This is a genomic window from Microbulbifer sp. 2205BS26-8, assembly GCF_030731025.1.
Lineage (GTDB): Bacteria > Pseudomonadota > Gammaproteobacteria > Pseudomonadales > Cellvibrionaceae > Microbulbifer > Microbulbifer spongiae.
Genome location: NZ_JAVAMR010000009.1, coordinates 34,392 through 50,355, shown reverse-complemented (window position 1 = coordinate 50,355; position 15,964 = coordinate 34,392). Strand labels below are relative to the sequence as shown.

Below are 15,964 nucleotides of genomic sequence, written 5' to 3'. Positions count from 1 at the left end.
GACTGCCGTATCAACATTACGGCAGGGAAGCCTCAATCACTTCCCTGCCGCCCATATAAGGGTGCAACACGGTGGGAATTTTCACACTCCCGTCTTCGCACTGGTAGTTCTCCAGAACCGCGACCAGGGCTCGGCCCACCGCGAGACCGGAGCCATTCAGGGTGTGCACCAGTTCCGGTTTGCCGGATTCCGGATTGCGCCAGCGGGCCTTCATCCGGCGCGCCTGGAAGTCACCCACCAGGGAGCAGGAGGAAATTTCCCGGTACCGGTCCTGAGACGGAATCCAGACCTCAATATCGTAGGTCTTGCGCGCGGCAAAGCCTATGTCGCCACCACAGAGCGCCACAATCCGGTACGGCAGCTGCAATTTTTGCAGAATGGTCTCTGCATGCTGCGTCAGGGCTTCCAGTGCTTCTTCAGACTGGTCCGGGCGGGTCACCCACACCAGTTCCACTTTTTCAAACTGGTGTTGGCGAATCATGCCGCGGGTGTCGCGGCCGTGGGAGCCGGCCTCGGAGCGGAAACAGGGTGTGTGGGCAACCAGTTTGTGTGGCAGCGACTGGCTGTCTTCAACAATATGGTCGCGGTACAGATTCGTAAGTGGCACTTCTGCGGTCGGAATCAGATAGAAGCCACGCTCGTCATTCAGTTTGAACAGGTCTTCCTCAAACTTCGGCAGCTGCGAAGTGCCATAGAGGGATTCCCCATTGGCAATAAACGGCACATTGGCCTCTGTGTAGCCGTGCTCTTCGGTGTGAATGTCCAGCATAAACTGAGCCAACGCACGGTGCAGTCGCGCTACCGCTGCGGTCATTACGGCAAAGCGCGAACCTGTGAGCTTTGCCGCCATTTCAAAGTCGAGACCCCCAAGCCCAGTACCCAGATCGACGTGGTCCTTGATGGCAAACTCAAAAGAGCGCGGTTGCCCCCAGCGCCGGATTTCAACATTATCGTCCTCGCTCTCGCCCTCCGGTACCGACGCATCCAGCAGGTTCGGGATCGCAGACAGAATAGCAGCCAGTTCCTGCTGCAGTTCAGCCAGCGCCTGCTTGGCACTATGTAACTCGCCGCCCAGGGACTCCACCGCTGTCAGCAGCGGGGCGATATCTTCTCCAGCAGCCTTTGCACGCCCGATATTCTTCGACTTTCTGGTGCGCTCATTTTGCAGATGCTCCGTGTGGACCTGCAGCGCCTTGCGGCGCGCCTCAAGCGCCTTCAGTTTGACCGTATCCAGTGCCACACCACGCTTTTTCAACACCGCAGCTACCTGGTCCATATCCGTGCGAATCAGTTTGGGATCGAGCATTGTCTCCAGTTCGCCTGCACCCAGGCGCCTACCACAAAATATTGAATGGATTCCGTTTAAAAATAACGTGCCGCTAGGGCGACAGCAGCTCCCGTGGCAGCCAGGCAGCAGACAAGGCTGCCGAGAATATAGCCAATAGCCACGAAAGGTTGGCCATTGTGCCACAGTATCAGGCTTTCCAGGGAGAAAGTGGAGAAGGTTGTAAGCGCACCAAACAGGCCCGTCATAAGCAGGAGCCGCCACTCCTCCCCCAGCATGGCGCGGTGGGCGATCAGTATGTAAGCAATTCCAATTAGAAAGGATCCGAGCACATTGACAATCAGTGTACCCAGGGGAAACTTACCGCTGAAAACCGGGTAACTCCAGACGGTGATCAGGTGGCGAAGCATTGCCCCCAAAGCGCCACCCAGGGCAATTGCCAGCCACTGCATTTCGCTTCCCCCACAGCTCAGGTGTTATCTGTGTAACGCTGAACGGCACTGCTGCGGTTCAGGCGGCGCAGTGTCTCCAGTTTCTCTGCAATTTTCAGTTCCAATCCGCGCGATACCGGATGGTAGTATTGCCGATCGGCAATGGCCTCGGGAAAATAATTTTCCCCTGCGGCAAAAGCATCGGGCTCATCGTGCGCATAGCGATACTCGGTGCCATGGGAAAGGCTTTTGGCCAGCTTGGTGGGCGCATTGCGCAAATGGATGGGCACCTCGTAACTGGGGTCGCGACGGACATCCGCCACCGCGCGCTTGTAGGCGCTGTACACCGCGTTGCTTTTGGCCGCCACCGCCAGGTAGAGAATCGCCTGGGCGACGGCCAGCTCCCCTTCCGGGCTGCCGAGCCGCTCCTGCACATCCCAGGCATTGAGCGCCAGCTGCAGTGCGCGGGGGTCCGCATTGCCGATGTCCTCACTGGCCATACGCACCACCCGGCGCGCGATATACAGGGGGTCGCAGCCGCCATCAAGCATACGCACAAACCAGTAGAGCGCCGCATCGGGATCGGAACCCCGCACGGATTTGTGCAATGCCGAGATTTGATCGTAAAAATAGTCACCACCCTTGTCGAAGCGCCGCACATCGGCGCTGAGCACCTCGGCGAGTACAGCTTCGTCGACCTGCAGCGCACCGCCCTCCCCTGTGGCCATGTCACAGGCAACTTCGAGCAGGTTCAGGGCACTGCGCGCATCCCCATCAGCGGCGCGCGCAATCTTTAGCAGCACCGCTTCTGACACCCGGACATTGCGATCCGCCAGTGCGTTGTCGGTTTGCAAGGCGCGCTGCAGCAAGGCCTGTAAATCCGCCTCGGAAATACTGCGCAGCAGGTAGACCCGGCAGCGGGACAGCAGGGCGTTATTCAGCTCAAAGGCCGGATTTTCCGTGGTGGCGCCAACGAAGGTTACCGTGCCCTCCTCGACATAGGGCAAAAAGGCGTCCTGCTGGGCCTTGTTGAAGCGGTGCACTTCGTCCACAAACAGAATGGTGCCGCAACCGGATTGCACACGGCCCTGCTCAGCCTCCGCAACGGCCTGACGGATATCCTTGACCCCGGCCAAAACCGCGGAAAGTGTCGCGAAACGGGCCTCGCACGCCTGTGCGAGAAGCCGGGCAAAAGTGGTTTTGCCAACCCCCGGCGGTCCCCACAAAATCATCGAGTGCAACTGGCCGCGCTCCACTGCTTCGCGCAGCGGTTTCCCCTCCCCCAATAAATGTGACTGGCCCACATAACCGACCAGGGAGCTGGGCCGCATCCGGGCAGCCAGGGGCTGGTAATTGCGGGGGGACTGAAACAGATCACTCATCTCTAATAACGTCAGTGCCCGCGGGTGGTTTGAAGTTGAATACCGAGGCGGGAAGCTCGGGATTGGCCTGAATGTCACTGAAAGTGATCTCGGTGGTCTGGCCCATATTGTCGCGCACCGTGATCGCTGCGGGCAGCCCATTTTTGGCAAAGCGTATTTCCATGGCTTTAAAGGGCGCCGAGGGATTTTTTGGAGCCAGGTGATAGACTCCGTCTTTCAGGCTGACATTAAACGCATTGCGGATCTCTTCCACCCTGCCGCCGAGCAGGAGTGCCGGAGTCTCCTGGATGCGCTTGTCCACCGGTCGCACCGTCACCTGTTCCAGATCCGGATCGTAAAGCCACAGGGTTTTATTGTTGGTCACCAATAGCTGGGCGTAGGGGTCCCCAGTTTTCCAGCGCAGCTTACCGGGTCGCTGCACAGAGAAGCTGCCACTGCTCTTCTGGGTCACCTTGCCGCGCTCATCAAGCAAGGTCTGCTGAAAATTCCCTGACAGCGCAGCGAGGGGCTTAAGCCGCTTGCTGAGATCATCGGTGGCATCGGCCCAGGCCCCTGCGGCGGCAAGACTCACCAGAATCAGCAGGCTGTGCAGAATGCTTTTCATAATTGGGTTCCAGTAGGTTATGTTCCCGAAGCATAGTGGTGGGCCGGTGAACAGGCGCTTAACCCTCTCCCTACCCGTCCGATGGCGCGCTCATTCAAGGGGGTGGGGGCGCCAATACCTCACGGTTGCCGTTGTGTCCGGCCGGGGACACAACCCCTGCGGCTTCCAAGGCATCAATAATACGTGCGGCGCGATTGTAACCAATACGCAACTGGCGCTGTACAGAGGAGATGGAAGCCTTGCGCGATTTCGTTACAAAGGCCACGGCCTCATCGTAGAGGGCATCCGCTTCCGGATCCTCGCCCTCCCCTTCATCGGACTGCAGCCCGGGCACCGGTATACTGTTGTTACTGTCGTCGACAATACCATCAATGTACTCCGGTGCACCGCGGCGGCACCAGTCGGCCACGACCTTGTGTACCTCGTGATCATCCACAAAGGCCCCATGCACCCGCACCGGCACTCCGCTGCCCGGCGGCAGGTAGAGCATATCGCCATGACCCAGCAGCTGCTCTGCCCCACCCTGATCGAGAATGGTGCGGGAGTCCACCTTTGAGGAGACCTGGAAACCGATACGGGTGGGCACATTGGCTTTGATCAAGCCGGTGATGACATCCACCGAGGGGCGCTGGGTGGCCAGCAGCAAGTGAATGCCCGCCGCGCGGGCTTTTTGCGCGATCCGCGCGATCAGCTGCTCCACCTTCTTGCCGACAATCATCATCATGTCGGCAAACTCATCGATTACCACCACGATGGCCGGCAGCTTGTGCAATGCCGGAGCGGTTTGTTCCCCTTCCGGGATGCTGGACATGGGGTCCGGCTGCCAAAGCGGGTCGACAATGGGCTCTCCGGCCCCATCGGCTTCCTCCACCTTGCGGTTAAAGCCCGCCAGGTTGCGCACTCCCAGTGCGGCCATCAGCTTATAGCGGCGCTCCATCTCCCCGACACACCAGCGCAGGCCGTTGGCTGCGTCGTTCATATCCGTAATGACCGGCGTCAGCAAATGGGGGATACCCTCGTAGACCGACAGCTCCAGCATCTTCGGGTCCACCAGAATCAGGCGCACCGCTTCGGGTGTCGATTTGTACAGCAGGCTGAGCAACATTACGTTGATGCCCACGGATTTACCGGAGCCCGTGGTGCCCGCCACCAGCAGGTGTGGCATTTTGGCCAAATCCGCCACCACTGGCTGGCCGGAGATATCGTGCCCCAAGGCCAGGGTCAGGGGGGATTTGGCATTTTCGTAAATATCGGCAGACAGTACCTCACTCAGGCGGACAATCTGGCGGTTCTCGTTGGGGATCTCAATCCCCACCACCGATTTACCCGGGATGACCTCGACAACACGGACACTGATCACCGCCAGTGAGCGCGCCAGATCCTTGGCCAGATTGGAAATTTTGCTGACTTTAACTCCGGGTGCCGGCTGAATTTCAAAACGGGTGACCACCGGACCAGGCAGGACAGAAACCACCTCTGCCACCACACCGAAGTCCTTGAGTTTCAGCTCCAGCAGACGGGACAACCCCTCCAGGGATTCCCGTGAAAAACCCGCCTTTTTATTCTGGTCCGCCGGGTCCAGCAGGCCCAGCGGTGGCAGGGCGCCGGTGACCGGGCCGATTTTGAACAGCTCTCCCTGCTTTTCTTTGCTCGCACGGGGACTCTGTTTTGGTTTTGGCGCCAGCGCTTCGATCTTCGGTGGCATTCTCTCCTCGCTGCGCCGCCTCTCCTCCTCTAGAGCGGCTTTGCGCACCACAATGGCCTCCCGTGCCACACGCTGTTCGGCGCGTTTCTGGCGCCGGTGTTTGTAAAACCGGGCGAACAGGGCGAAAAACCCGAGCGCGATACAACCAATGGACTCCGCCAGCCTGAGCCAGGACAGCCCGGTAAACACGGTGATACCGATGGCAAAAATTGCCAGCAGTAAAATGGTTGCCCCTACATAGCCAAGACTGGCACCCGCGGCACCGGAGAGGGCCGCACCGACAATACCGCCATTGGAGAAGGGCAGTAAAGTCTCTGTCGGCGCAAAACAGAGGGTTGCCAGCGAGGCCCCGCTGGCGAGCACCAGCAGCAGGCCAAACACCCGCAGCAGGAATAGGGGCCCGTGAAAACGGGCACTGCGATTGCGCAGAATACGATAGGCACGCCAACCGATCAGCAGGGGCAACAGGTAGGCCATCCAGCCCAGCAGGGACAGGCCTACATCGGCAAGCCAGGCCCCGGTGGGCCCAATCGCATTTTGGAACTGATCGGTTTGCCCCACATGGGACCAGCCGGGGTCCTGTGCATCGTAACTCAGTAGGCTGATCGCCAGTAGCAATGCCCCCGCCAGCAGGGCGATTAGGGCCCCCTCCCTGATTAAGCGGGAGATCAGCGGGTCCGGCTGGGTATCGCTGTTGGCAGCAGTTTCCTCGGTGGCACTCTCGACCTTCAATGACTTTCCTCAATACAGTGTTGTTGTTGCCAATTAACCCCACAACCGGATCGGTTGCGGGGTTAATCATAAAAGAATTTAGTCTCCAGCGGGTATGCCTCCCCCCTTAGGCACCCTGTCGGAGTGGACAATTTGGTACAGCAGCGGCAAAACAAACAACGTCAGCAGTGTCGAAGAGATAATGCCGCCGATCACCACCGTCGCCAGCGGTCGCTGCACCTCGGCGCCGGTGCCGGTATTCAGTGCCATGGGAACAAAGCCAAGGCTCGCCACCAGTGCGGTCATGAGTACCGGGCGCAGGCGAATCAATGCACCATCGACAATGGCCATTTGCAGTGCGCCACCCGCCTGGCGCAGCTGGCGGATAAAGGACAGCATAACCAGGCCATTGAGAACCGCCACACCGGATAGGGCAATAAAACCCACCCCTGCAGAGATAGACAGCGGCATTGCGCGAAACCACAGAGCCAGCACACCCCCGGTGAGTGCCAGGGGCACGCCGGTGAAAATGATCAGTGCATCCCTGAGTGTGCCAAAAGCCATCACCAACAGACCGAGAATCATCATTAGCGTCAAAGGTACAACGACCAAGAGGCGCTGGCTAGCGGATTCCAGTTGCTCAAAAGTACCGCCGTATACCAGCCAGTAGCCCGGTGGCAAGGGCACTTCCCGCTCGACCCGCGCACGCGCTTCCTTCACAAAGGAGCCGAGATCCCGGTTGCGCACATTGGCGGTAACCACGACCCGTCGCTTGCCATTTTCCCGGCTGATCTGGTTGGGGGCCGGGCTCATTTCCAGCCTGGCCACTTCAGACAGGGGGACATAGGTGCCCAGCGGGCTGCCAGGGGGCAGGGGTACAGGGAGATCCCCCAGTTTTTCATAGTCTCGGCGCAGGTTCTCCGGCAGGCGCACCACCAGAGGAAAACGGCGATCGCCTTCATAAATCAGGCCGGCCTCCTCTCCGCCAATGGCCGTAGCCACCAGATCCTGCAGTGTTCGCAGGTCGATACCGTAGCCTGCCAGGGCCAATCGTTCCGGCACCACCGACAGTACCGGCAACCCTTCCAGCTGTTGCACGCGGGCATCGGCCACCCCATCAATGCCGTTCAATACCCGTAAAATTGCATTGGACGAGGCCTCCAATTGTTCCAGATTATCGCCAAACACCTTGATTCCCAAGTCTGCCCGCACTCCGGAAATCAATTCATTAAAGCGCATCTGGATTGGCTGGGTAAATTCGTAGTTGTTACCCGGCAACTGCCGCACGGCCTTTTCGATATCCGCCACCAGTGCTTTCTGAGGCAGTTTCGGGTTGGGCCACTGATCCCGCGGTTTCAAAATAACAAAATTGTCGGCCACATTCGGCGGCATCGGGTCGGTTGCCACCTCCGGCGTACCGATTTTTGCAAAGACCTTGTCCACCTGGGGGAACTCCCCGATACGCGCCTCCAGCAGGCGCTGCATTGCCACCGACTGCGCCAGTCCGGTGCCGGGGATACGCAGGGCATGCAGGGCAATGTCCCCCTCGTTGAGCTGCGGAATAAATTCAGACCCGAGGGTGGTTGCCAGCCAGCCGCAAAACAACACCAGTGCCACGGCCCCACTAAGCACCCACCAGCGCACCTGCAAGGCAGCCAGCAACAGCGGTCTGTAGAGCGACTTGGTAGCGACAATCATCCGGTTCTCCCGCGCACTGATCCTGCCGGTCAAAAACACCGCCACCGCGGCGGGTACCACGGTCAAGGAGAGCACCAGTGCTGCCAGCAAGGCCATCACCACCGTGGCCGCCATAGGGTGGAACATCTTGCCTTCCACCCCCGTGAGGCTGAACAGCGGTATGTAAACCACAGTGATGATCAGTACACCAAACAGACTCGGGCGAATCACTTCATTGGTAGCCAGAAATACCAGTTCCAGGCGCTCCTTGAGCGGCAGCTTGCCACCATTGCGATGCTGGGCCTCTGCCAGGCGGCGAATGGCGTTTTCCACAATGATCACCGCGCCATCGACAATCAGGCCAAAGTCCAGCGCACCCAGACTCATCAGGTTGGCGGACACTCCCACCTGTACCATGCCGGTAATGGTGGCGAGCATGGAGAGGGGAATCACCGCTGCAGTAATAACGGCGGCACGGATATTTCCCAATAAAAGAAACAGAACCCCGATCACCAGAAGCGCCCCTTCAACAAGGTTCCTGCGCACCGTGGAAATGGCTTTATCCACCAGCGAGGTACGATCGTAGACTGCTTCTACCTTGATACCTTCAGGCACGGTGGATTGCACCCGCTCCAGGGCCTGTGCCATATTGCGTGCGACCTCGCGGGAATTCGCCCCCACCAGCATCATGGCGGTACCCAGCACGGTCTCGCGCCCATCGCGGGTGGCGGCACCGGTGCGCAGCTCCTTCCCGATCGCCACCTCCGCCACATTGGAAATTTTGACCGGCACCCCCGCGCGACTGGTGATCACCACATCCTCGATATCGGCAATAGTGGCCAGCTGTCCCGGAGAGCGCACCAGCAACTGACGGCCGTTATTTTCCAGATAGCCGGCACCGCGATTCTCGTTGTTGCGCTCAAGGGCTGCGACAATATCCTGCATGGACACGGCAAAATTGAGCATCTTGCGCGGATCGGGCGTGACGTGGTACTGCTTGTTATAACCGCCGATGGTATTCAACTCGGTGACACCGGGTACCAGGGACAACTGCGGTTTAATAATCCAGTCCTGGATTTCCCGCAATGCCGTGATGTCGTAGGGTTGCCCATTTGGCTGGGTAGCACCGGGCAGGGCCTCCACCGTATAAGTGAAGATCTCCCCTAATCCGGTGGCAATAGGCCCCATCTCCGGTGCGAGACCGGGGGGCAGTGCACTCTCAATTGCGCCAAGGCGGCTGTCGATCAGGTTGCGGGCAAAGTAGAGATCGGTGCCTTCTTGAAATATCACCGTCACCTGCGACAGACCGTAGCGCGACAGAGAGCGGGTGTAGGCCAGGTTCGGCAATCCGGACAGAGCGGTTTCCACCGGATAGGTGATCCGCTGTTCCGCTTCCAGAGGGGAATAGCCCGGCGCCTCGGTATTGATCTGTACCTGGACATTGGTGATATCTGGCACCGCGTCAATCGGCAGTTTCTGATAACTCCAGACACCCAGGCCCACCAGTACAAAAACCAAAGACAATACAAAGTAGCGCCGCTCAATGGAGAAGCGCAGGATGCTCTCAATCATCTCATGGCCTCACTCAGTGGCTGTGCGCAGCTCCGGACCTTTCAAGATCCGCTTTGATCAGATAGCTGTTTTCTGTGACATAGCGCTCACCCACAGTGAGGCCGCTAAGCACCTCTGTTACAACGCCATCGCTGCGGCCCAAGGCCAGCGGGCGAGCCTCATAGGTTTCCCCGACTTTGACAAACACCACCGTAGTATCGCGCAGCAGTTGCAGTGCGCGGTTCTCCACCACCAGGGGAACCCGGTTTTCACTGATCACCACCTGGCCCTGTACCATCAGATCGGTGGTCCACAGGTTGTCGGGATTCTCAATCCGCGCACGGGCTATGGCAAAAGGTTGGCCGTTGCCCCCGGGAGCGAGACTGGCGATGGTGGAATCCACAGTGCGCTCCCCGGCGATGATGAACACCCTCTGCCCGCGGCTGATCTTGCCGCGACGCCCGGGGAAGACCCTCAGTTCCGCCCACAGGCGGCTGTAGTTGGCAATGGTAAACAGCACCCGCTCCCCGCTGAACTCGCCGAGGCTGACCTGTTTGTCGATAACCTGTCCGGGAATTGGCGCCACTAAAGGATAAACTTGCAGGCTGTCATTGGATTCAATAGCCGCGAGCTTTTGCCCTTTTTCCACCAAATCCCCAAGCCCTTTCTCGATGGCCACAAGGGTCCCTGGATAGCGTGCACGCACATGGCTGATACTGCGGTGATCAATCGCGGTTTTACCGTACAAGGTGATACTCTCCTCAATGGTGCCGGGGCCTGCAAGAGTCGTTCTGATACCCGCTTTGTACGCGGTTTTATCCGCAATCTGTACGCGGTCTTCACGGAATTCATGCGCCCCGTGAGCCCGCTCGCCGAGGTGCGACACCTTTTCGCGAGCGTGGCTTTCGTAAAGGGTTTGCTCTGCTTCTGAGGTATGGTTCTGACCTGCGACCGAGAGCCCCGGAAAAAGAAGCGGGAGTATCAATAGCATCCGCTGAAAGAGTTTCTTTGTTCTATACATTGCTCAATCCAAAATTATTGACGGCTTTCCAAGCCCAGAGGCCCAAGCGGCCTCGCGGTCAGTTGTTCGATCTCCGCACCGAACAGCAGCACGGATCGCGCTGCCTCAATCCGGGAGCGCTCCGCATTGAGCAGCATCTCCCGCGCGGCAATCAGATCGGTATAGGAATCTCGCCCGCGGCGGTAGGCGCGTTCCACCTCCGCCAGTGCCTGGCGAAGATTTGGGATGACGGAATCCTGCAGCATGGATACGGTGCCGAGGGCCTGCTTGCGGCCGGTAACGGCGAGGTAAAGTTGTGGATAGAGTTGCAACAGCGCGGCTTTTCGACGCAGTGCCACGGCTTCCAGTTCCGCCTCAGCACCAATCAGGGCACCCTGGTTGCGGTTGGCGCTAAACAAAGGCAGGTTAAAGCCCGCCAGTGCCGTTGTTTCGTCCACCGCCCTGTTGATTAGAATACCGGCGTACCAGCCCAGATCAGGGCTGGATTTGGCCTGGACCAGGCGCAGTTGCGATGCCTGCAGTCGCTCCTCGGAAGCGAAGCGGGCAATCGCCGGGTTCTCCTGTGCATGGGCATACAGTTCCTCAAAGCTGGCACCGGGTGCAAAGCGGTATAGCGCGCGGGTGTCCACCGCGAATGCCTGCTCCGGTTGCCCCCAAAGCGCAGACAGTGCGTACTTGCGGTAAACCAGCATGTTCCGCTCGGACTGCTCGGCCATAATTGCTTTGGCCAGCGTGGCCTCTGCGCGCATGCGCTCTGAAGCAGGACTGGCTGCAGCAAGTACCCGCTCACTGACCATCTTCAGTGTGTCCCGTACCAACGAGACTCTCTCTTTGGCGAGTACCACCAGTTCCTCGGCAGCGAGCACCTGCGCGTAGCGTCGGATCACTTCGCCGAGCAGATCCAGTGCCCTGGCCTGTTCTTCGGCAATCAACACATCGAGCTGGGCACTGACCACATCGACACGCATCTGGCGCTTGCCGCCCAGCTCAATCACCGAAGACAACGCCACCACCAGCTCCAGCTCATTTGCGGCGGCGTCCTCGGGATCGGGCGCCTCATCCGGTTCATCACCGCCGAAATGCTTGCGTTCTGTCTCAAACCTGAAGTCGAAGGCAGGGCGCAAGTCCGCCATTCGCGCGTCGCCAGCCAGTTTTTTTCTCTGTAATGGAAATACGGCGAGTTCCGGATTTTGCGCCAGCATCCGCGCAATCGCATCCGGCAGTGTCAGCAATTCCCCCTTTTGCGCAAGCACAGCCTGCGCAGGCAAGTACAAAATGCCCACTACGAGCGGCCAGGCGACTCGGCGGCAGGTCACGCCCGCAAAGAGCGCGTGGAAAAAATCCATGCATATCTCCCAAATCACATCCCGGTTGGCGCGAGCAGGCCTTTCGGTGCTCTGTTCCCGCGCAGCAATACAGCAATCAGACTTGGGTTATAGGTGGGCGCAGAAGGGGTGCAAAGTAACCACTGGGCACAGCGACGCGTGCTAACTCGCGATAAATAATGCCGCCAGGGCGTATTGGTAGAAAGGACTGCCCCAGCAACCCGGTAAAGGCATTTCCGTGGCAGTGACAACAGTGATTGCAAAAATCCATAAGAGGCCCTGAGCGATCGGGCTCACCGGCAGTGGACACACCCCCTAATTGGGCATGGATGTGGGCACTGCCCGGTTGATCCACAGAGGACTCAGAGGATCCATCCATCGGGTTCTGGTGGTGCAGGGAAGAATGGCTGGAAACAGCCCGCAAGACCTCGTGACTGTCATAGAAAGAGACTGCCGTCTGTAGGACCAGAAGCGCAACCAGCAAAAATGACCATCGGGCAACGTACATGAAGACAGCAGATCATAAGACTCTTACGCTGGACTCTAGCAAACAAGTCCGGACAGCTCAAACAAACCCGCCATCAGCCGATAGCCTCAATGAATAAAATGCCAAGTCGGCCACCAGCAATCCCACGGCTATACCCGCCTACCAACCCTTTGCAGCCACCTTTCAGGCATCAATTCACCACCACTTGGGAAAATCTTCTACAGCGCTTTGTAACAAGGGTATTTCGAATGTCTGTCACCGTGGGATTGGCGGGGGTACTGCAGAAACTGAATAAATGGGATGTTTTCAGAATCAGCCGCTCTGAATAGGCAGACTATTTTTTGGTGTCCTCAGGCCCGCCTTTCACATAGGATTTACTGATTCGACGCAGTATTTTCAATTGTTTGCCAAAATTCCGGCATGGTGTGCACATCGCCAAATGCAACCCGAGCCGGGCCTGCTCACGCACTTTCAGGCTGCGTTCCTGAGATTCAGACATCAGCCGTGTGGCTTCCCGACACGATTTCATGACACTCAACCCTCCACGCCAAACCAGTTATCTTCAAGACATTCGCGCAAACGCAATCGAGCGCGATGGAGTGTCACGTTCAGGTTGCTCACGGAAATTTCTGCCGAAGCACATATTTCGTGGCTCTCCAGTTCTATGAACTCCCGCATCATAAAAATCTGTGCCTGGCGTGCGGGAAGATGGCTGAGACAAGCTTCAAAGATTCGCCAGAAATGCTTGTCATATATTGCCGACTCGGGATCAACCCATTTTTTCGGGCGCTCGCTCTTTTGCCAGTGGTCAGTCTGATCAAACAGTTCATCGTGATTGTGCGCCTCCCTATCCCCCCGTACCAGCTGGTCTGCATCGACAAAGCGCCGGCGCTGTCGCAAGATATCCGCAATCTTGTTCTTAAGGATCGCAAATACCCAGGTCTTCAGTGCCGAATAGCCGCTAAAGCTGCGGGAGTTCTTCAAAGCCCCCATCAAAGCCTCCTGCACAGCATCTTCCGCCAGTTGGACGTCTTGCAGTTGCAGGCGGGCAAATCGCAGCATCTGCTGGCGTAAATCCACAAGGAACTGTGAACTTTGCAGGGATGCTTGCGCACTTGATCCAGAAGAGGTGTCAGGGGTAAGGTGGTCGCTCAATTACGTTCCCTCATAATCTCAATGCGGAATCTGAGGATAGTAACCAAAAAACCAGAATTATCTAATAAACGGCCTCAACTGGCATCAAAAGGCAACTTTTCCCTTTTGACAGACACAATGAGTTAGTCGTGTAAACACTGCGATTGTTACAGACGCTAGGCAAGGGCATCAGGACGCGCACCGGGGCGCACTGCTGCCCAATACAATCACTCCGGGAAAGGTATGGATTGATGCACGAAATTGTACAGGATTACTACGGACGCCAACTGAAAGGCACCTCGGACCTGAAAACCGATGCCTGCTGCGATGCCAGTGCCGTACCCGCCTGGCTCAAACCACTGCTGGCAAACATTCACCCGGATGTTCTGTCACGCTACTACGGCTGTGGACTTGTGTGCCCGCCTTTGTTGGAAGGCTGTCGGGTGTTGGATCTGGGTTGTGGTTCCGGTCGCGATGTGTACCTGCTGTCGCAATTGGTGGGGGCTTCCGGAGAAGTGGTTGGCGTAGACATGACCGATGAACAACTGGACATAGCCCAGCGCTATTGTGCGCACCACGCCGAAACTTTCGGTTACAGCAACGTCGCTTTCCTGCACGGGTACATCGAACAGCTGGCGGATCTCGACCTGTCCCCCGGCAGTTTCGACGTCATCGTATCCAATTGCGTCGTGAACCTGTCCACCGACAAAGGCGCAGTGCTGCGCGGTTTGTACCGGCTGCTGAAAGAAGGGGGCGAATTTTATTTCTCTGATGTCTATGCAGACCGGCGGGTACCCGCCACTCTGCGCTCGGATCCGGAGCTCTTTGGTGAGTGCCTAGGCGGTGCCCTCTATTGGAATGACTTCCTGACCCTGGCGCAGGATAGTGGCTTCCGGGATAGCCGACTGGTGGAGAGCCGCCCACTGGCAGCAACCAACCCCGCCCTCTCCGAGCGCTGTGGCTCTGTGGGCTTCTACTCCGCCACCTATCGCCTGTTTAAGCTGGCACAGCTCGAGAAGGACTGCGAGGACTATGGCCAGGCGGTGATCTACAGAGGCACTATCGCCACCAGCCCAGACAAATTCACCCTTGACGAGCACCATATTATCGAGAAAGGCAGGGTTTTTCCCGTGTGTGGCAATACATGGAGGATGCTGGCCGAGACGCGACTGGCCCCGCACTTTGATTTTATCGGCGACTTTTCCCAACACTACGGGATCTTCCCCGGGTGCGGTCGCGACATGCCATTTGGCAGCAGAGGCAATCAGGACGCCGGGTCAGGGAGCCAGTGCTGCTGAGGTGCTGCGGGGCCAAAAGACACCGGCAAAAACCCCGCTTTGCCCAGATTGGCGGTTTTCATTGATTTGCCCGCCGATCAGCAGCTTTGCCAGGGTAGACCCAGTAGTCATTAGCGCAGCCTTACACGGGGATTCCCCCCGATCACCGAACAGAGGAAGCGGGGGATCGTCTCTTCGAGCCAGTAGGTTGGTTGCCACAGACTGCCACTGACAAAGCCCACATGTCCTCCCCGCTCCGACACCTCAAGTCGCACCGCCGAACTGACCTCCCGCTGGGAGGGGATGGCCGAAGGGCATACAAAGGGATCATCAATTGCGTTGATGATCAGTGTCGGTACGCGAATATCTCTCAACAGGGGCTTGCTGGAGGCCTGGGTATAATAGTCATCCACACTGCGGAACCCGTGCAGAGGCGCGGTAAACACATGATCAAAACGCCGGAAATTGACGAAACTGGCTCCGTCATCCACATTCGGCAGGGCCGCTGCCATACCGGGGTCCGCCGCCTTCTGCCTGAGGGTCATCCGCAGACAGCCCAGCAGGTGGCGCTGGTATAATTTCGACAACCCGGTATTGATCCGGCGGCTGCAGGCGTGCAGGTCCATCGGTGAAGACACCGCTACCGCAGCGACAATTCTGCTGCAGGCCCCATCCTCCCCCAGCATCTTGAGCAGCACATTGCCACCCAGGGAATAGCCGACAACCATAATGGGTGTGGAGGGAAACGCTTCCTGCAATTGGTCAACTAACCAGCGCGGGTCTTCACTGTCCCCACTGTGGTAAGCCCGGGGCAAACGGTTGGGGATCCCGCCACAGCCGCGGAAATGCATCACCGCAACCTGGAACTGACGCTCCAGCAGAGATGCCATCAAGCCCTGGACATAAGGCGACGCAACTGACCCTTCCAATCCGTGCAGTACCAATACCAATGGGGAGGAGGGGTCATCTTCCAGAAGGTGGGGGGCGTGCAGTGCAAGGCAGTCGCCGTCGGGGGTTTCATACCACCGACAGTCGGTGCCTATCCAGGGGGAGGGGCGGTGGAACCGGCCAAAAACTGTTTGCAGATGGCAATTGCCGAGGCCTGCGGCGGGTGAAAACTTCTCCGTCATATATCCGGCCCAACTGGAGCTTGGGTCTCCCGTATATCCGTCAGATGGCACCATCGGCAGTGCGCTTGGGAACCTGTTGCATAGACGCAGATTCAAACACCGACCCATAATGCAGAATGACTGAGCAGAACAGATTTCGCATATTTCCGGGCACTCCGGTTGTCCCTCAAACCATATACGAGCGCATTGAGTATATAACGAACGCACCCCGGCTGCCGCAGGTTGGCCTGCAACTGGCTTGATA

General features: G+C 58.2%; 12 protein-coding genes. 1 reads left to right on the top strand and 11 read right to left on the bottom strand.

Annotated elements, in window-relative coordinates:
• Nucleotides 1–16 precede the first annotated feature (16 nt).
• The 10 genes from serS to Q5Y71_RS04925 all read right to left on the bottom strand — a co-directional run bounded on the left by serS (nt 17) and on the right by Q5Y71_RS04925 (nt 13,334).
• A complete protein-coding gene (serS, locus tag Q5Y71_RS04970; protein ID WP_306040585.1) occupies nt 17–1,306 on the bottom strand; it encodes a serine--tRNA ligase in 1,290 nt (429 codons plus the stop codon).
• A 56-nt stretch (nt 1,307–1,362) separates the two neighbouring features.
• Nucleotides 1,363–1,737, bottom strand: a complete 375-nt coding sequence (gene crcB / locus Q5Y71_RS04965; RefSeq protein ID WP_306040583.1) for a fluoride efflux transporter CrcB — start codon at nt 1,735–1,737, stop codon at nt 1,363–1,365.
• A 17-nt stretch (nt 1,738–1,754) separates the two neighbouring features.
• Nucleotides 1,755–3,098 (bottom strand): replication-associated recombination protein A, encoded by a 1,344-nt coding sequence (locus Q5Y71_RS04960; protein ID WP_306040581.1) that lies wholly within the window; start codon nt 3,096–3,098, stop codon nt 1,755–1,757.
• The gene (gene lolA, locus Q5Y71_RS04955) at nt 3,091–3,702 is read right to left on the bottom strand and encodes an outer membrane lipoprotein chaperone LolA (protein WP_301418201.1); all 612 of its coding nucleotides are present in this window, start codon (nt 3,700–3,702) and stop codon (nt 3,091–3,093) included. The genes Q5Y71_RS04960 and lolA overlap by 8 nt, the downstream gene beginning before the upstream one ends.
• A 94-nt stretch (nt 3,703–3,796) precedes the next feature.
• Complete coding sequence (locus Q5Y71_RS04950; RefSeq protein WP_306040578.1) at nt 3,797–6,139, bottom strand: DNA translocase FtsK; 2,343 nt, start codon at nt 6,137–6,139, stop codon at nt 3,797–3,799.
• Between the two features lie 78 nt (nt 6,140–6,217).
• Nucleotides 6,218–9,367, bottom strand: coding sequence for an efflux RND transporter permease subunit (locus Q5Y71_RS04945; RefSeq protein ID WP_306040576.1), 3,150 nt, complete (start codon nt 9,365–9,367; stop codon nt 6,218–6,220).
• A gap of 13 nt (nt 9,368–9,380) precedes the next feature.
• Nucleotides 9,381–10,367: an efflux RND transporter periplasmic adaptor subunit gene (locus tag Q5Y71_RS04940; protein ID WP_306040574.1), complete on the bottom strand. Its 987-nt coding sequence runs from the start codon at nt 10,365–10,367 to the stop codon at nt 9,381–9,383.
• 14 nt (nt 10,368–10,381) lie between these two features.
• Complete coding sequence (locus Q5Y71_RS04935) at nt 10,382–11,713, bottom strand: TolC family protein (RefSeq protein WP_306040572.1); 1,332 nt, start codon at nt 11,711–11,713, stop codon at nt 10,382–10,384.
• A gap of 800 nt (nt 11,714–12,513) precedes the next feature.
• Nucleotides 12,514–12,708 (bottom strand): zf-HC2 domain-containing protein, encoded by a 195-nt coding sequence (locus tag Q5Y71_RS04930; protein ID WP_306040571.1) that lies wholly within the window; start codon nt 12,706–12,708, stop codon nt 12,514–12,516.
• A 5-nt stretch (nt 12,709–12,713) separates the two neighbouring features.
• Nucleotides 12,714–13,334, bottom strand: a complete 621-nt coding sequence (locus Q5Y71_RS04925) for an RNA polymerase factor sigma-70 (RefSeq protein ID WP_301418189.1) — start codon at nt 13,332–13,334, stop codon at nt 12,714–12,716.
• A gap of 230 nt (nt 13,335–13,564) precedes the next feature.
• On the opposite strand from Q5Y71_RS04925, the gene Q5Y71_RS04920 reads away from it, so the two are divergent.
• The gene (locus Q5Y71_RS04920) at nt 13,565–14,611 is read left to right on the top strand and encodes a methyltransferase domain-containing protein (protein WP_306040569.1); all 1,047 of its coding nucleotides are present in this window, start codon (nt 13,565–13,567) and stop codon (nt 14,609–14,611) included.
• A gap of 110 nt (nt 14,612–14,721) precedes the next feature.
• Here Q5Y71_RS04920 and Q5Y71_RS04915 read toward each other — a convergent pair whose 3' ends face one another.
• Nucleotides 14,722–15,720: a hydrolase gene (locus Q5Y71_RS04915; protein WP_306040567.1), complete on the bottom strand. Its 999-nt coding sequence runs from the start codon at nt 15,718–15,720 to the stop codon at nt 14,722–14,724.
• Nucleotides 15,721–15,964: the final 244 nt, after the last annotated feature.

Excerpts from the sequence above, each read along its gene's own strand:
- Q5Y71_RS04935 (WP_306040572.1), bottom strand. The coding sequence starts at position 11,713 with ATGGATTTTTTCCACGCGCTCTTTGCGGGCGTGACCTGCCGCCGAGTC.
- crcB (WP_306040583.1), bottom strand. The coding sequence starts at position 1,737 with ATGCAGTGGCTGGCAATTGCCCTGGGTGGCGCTTTGGGGGCAATGCTT.
- Q5Y71_RS04920 (WP_306040569.1), top strand. The coding sequence starts at position 13,565 with ATGCACGAAATTGTACAGGATTACTACGGACGCCAACTGAAAGGCACC.
- lolA (WP_301418201.1), bottom strand. The coding sequence starts at position 3,702 with ATGAAAAGCATTCTGCACAGCCTGCTGATTCTGGTGAGTCTTGCCGCC.
- Q5Y71_RS04930 (WP_306040571.1), bottom strand. The coding sequence starts at position 12,708 with ATGAAATCGTGTCGGGAAGCCACACGGCTGATGTCTGAATCTCAGGAA.
- Q5Y71_RS04945 (WP_306040576.1), bottom strand. The coding sequence starts at position 9,367 with ATGATTGAGAGCATCCTGCGCTTCTCCATTGAGCGGCGCTACTTTGTA.
- Q5Y71_RS04915 (WP_306040567.1), bottom strand. The coding sequence starts at position 15,720 with ATGACGGAGAAGTTTTCACCCGCCGCAGGCCTCGGCAATTGCCATCTG.
- serS (WP_306040585.1), bottom strand. The coding sequence starts at position 1,306 with ATGCTCGATCCCAAACTGATTCGCACGGATATGGACCAGGTAGCTGCG.
- Q5Y71_RS04960 (WP_306040581.1), bottom strand. The coding sequence starts at position 3,098 with ATGAGTGATCTGTTTCAGTCCCCCCGCAATTACCAGCCCCTGGCTGCC.
- Q5Y71_RS04940 (WP_306040574.1), bottom strand. The coding sequence starts at position 10,367 with ATGTATAGAACAAAGAAACTCTTTCAGCGGATGCTATTGATACTCCCG.